Annotated in this window: 2 protein-coding genes; both read left to right on the top strand. The window is 69.1% G+C overall.

Annotated elements, in window-relative coordinates; translation table 11 throughout:
- Positions 1-357, top strand: a 357-nt coding sequence (locus FPZ47_RS27220; protein ID WP_210420036.1) for a tRNA-dihydrouridine synthase, incomplete at its 5' end; no start/stop codon positions are given.
- 208 nt (positions 358-565) lie between these two features.
- A partial coding sequence (locus FPZ47_RS27215) for an LCP family protein (RefSeq protein ID WP_145039749.1) occupies positions 566-2,282 on the top strand: 1,717 nt, incomplete at its 3' end.

Genomic DNA, 2,282 nt, shown 5'->3' with positions numbered 1-2,282 from the left:
ACCCCGCCCTCCCTCGGCGAGGTCGCCGACATCGTCCGCCGCCACGGTCGACTGCTGGCCACCCATTTCGGGGAGGACAAGGCCATGCGCGACATCCGCAAGCATGTCGCCTGGTACCTGCACGGTTTCCCCGCCGGATCCGAATTGCGCCGGGCGCTGGCCATGGTCAAGACTCTCGACGAACTCGACTCGCTGCTGGACCGGCTGGACGGGGCCGTTCCGTTCCCGGAGGCGGCCACCGGCCCGCGGGGCCGGCAGGGGTCACCGGCCCGCGTGGCACTGCCCGACGGCTGGCTGAACGACCCGGACGACTGCACGGTCCCGGCCGGCGCGGACGTCATGCACTCCGGCGGCTGAACCCGGGCGCGAAATCGCGTCCGGGCCCAGAACTCAGTACGATGTGAAACTTGCTGTATTGCGCTTGTCGGCGGATAGGTTCAGGGCCGCGTCACGAAAGCGCGACAGACTCCGTGCGCCTCGCGGGCACGGGCCCGCAGTGCGGGGATGAAGGGTGCTTCGGACGCGCGGTTGGCGTCCGCATCGAAGATTCGGAGGCCGGCAGGACATGAGTGACGGCGGGGCAGACGCCACTCTGGGCGACCGGCACGGGTCCGGCCCCGGTGAGGGCCGACGCGTCGCACCATGGGAGCGGTTCTCCGAACCGGCGCCGGACCACAACCTGCACCGATGGCAGCCCGACTCACCCGACGAATCCCTGGCACCCGACGAACCCCTGGCACCCGACGCCGCGGAGGAACGCAAGCCGGGCGATCGCGGGCAGGGCGGATCCCACACCGGGGGCGGGGTCACCGTCGCCGACCTGATCGCCAAGTTCGGCGGCCCTCCCTCCGATCGGCCCAGGCGCCACCGCGTGGCCGACGACCCCCCGGAAACGGCGGCCCCGGATGCCGCAGTCCCCGACGCCGCGCCCGAGCTGTCCATCGACCAACAGGACACCCAGGCCATCCCCACCCCGGCCTATTCGCTCGAGCTCAGCTCGGAGGTTCCCCGCCTGGGCGTCTCGGCCTACCCGCACACCGACGATCCCGAATCCCAGGACCCACCCACCACGGCACCGCGCAGGCTACTGCGCAGGCGCAGCCGCCTGACCCCGCCCCTCGAGGCGCCCGAACGGCGCGCGCCGAAACCCAAGCCCAGGCGCCGGCCCCTGCTCTTCGCCGCCCGCTCGCTGGCGGCGCTGCTCGCCGTGTTGTCCCTCGCCATGACCGGCGGGGCATGGCAGTGGGCGACGTCGAAGAACAGCCGCCTCAACACCGTCAGCGCGCTCGACCCGCATTCGCGCGACATCGTCGACCCCGGCGGCCAGTACGGCGACGAAGACTTCCTGATCGTCGGCATGGATTCGCGCCTGGGCGACAATGCCAACATGGGCGCCGGCGACGCCGACGACGCCGGCGGAGCGCGGTCGGACACCGTGATGCTGGTCAACATTCCGGCGAACCGCAAACGCGTCGTGGTGGTCTCCTTCCCACGCGACCTGGCGATCACCCCGATCCAGTGCGAGGTCTGGAACCCCGAAACCGGCAAGTACGGCCCCATCTACGACGACAAGACGCGCACGTGGAGCCCGCGAGTCGTCTACACCGAGACGAAACTGAACTCGACGTTCTCCTTCGGCGGCCCGAAATGTCTGGTGAAGGAGATCCAGAAGCTGTCGGGGTTGAGCATCAACCGGTTCATCGCCGTCGATTTCTCCGGGTTCGCGAAGATGGTCCAGGCCCTCGGCGGTGTCGAGGTGTGCACCAGCGCCCCGCTGCACGACTACGAACTGGGCACGGTGCTCAAACACGCGGGACGTCAGGTCATCGACGGACCGACCGCGCTGAACTACGTGCGGGCCCGCCAGGTCACCACCGAGAACAACGGCGACTACGGCCGCATCAAGCGCCAGCAGTTGTTCCTGTCGTCGCTGCTGCGCTCGCTGATCTCCGCGGACACGTTGCTGGACCTCAACAAGCTCAACAACGTCGTCAACCTCTTCATCAGCGACAGTTACGTCGACAACGTCCAGACGAAAGACCTCGTCCAGCTCGGGCAGTCGCTGCAAGGAATCGCGGCCGGGCACATCACTTTTGTCACCGTGCCGACCGGGATCACGGACGCAAACGGTGACGAGCCGCCACGCACGGCCGACATGCGGGCGCTCTTCGACGCCATCATCAACGACGACCCCCTGCCCCTGGAGAACGACCACAATGCGCAACGGCTGGGGGCCTCCTCGGCCTCGGGGTCGACGACCGCTGCCACCCCAACGCCCGCCC

It is taken from the genome of Mycobacterium helveticum, from assembly GCF_007714205.1.
In the GTDB taxonomy this organism is placed as follows: domain Bacteria; phylum Actinomycetota; class Actinomycetes; order Mycobacteriales; family Mycobacteriaceae; genus Mycobacterium; species Mycobacterium helveticum.
The sequence above is the reverse complement of the archived record's forward strand: the minus strand, read 5'-3'. Positions and strand labels throughout refer to the sequence as shown.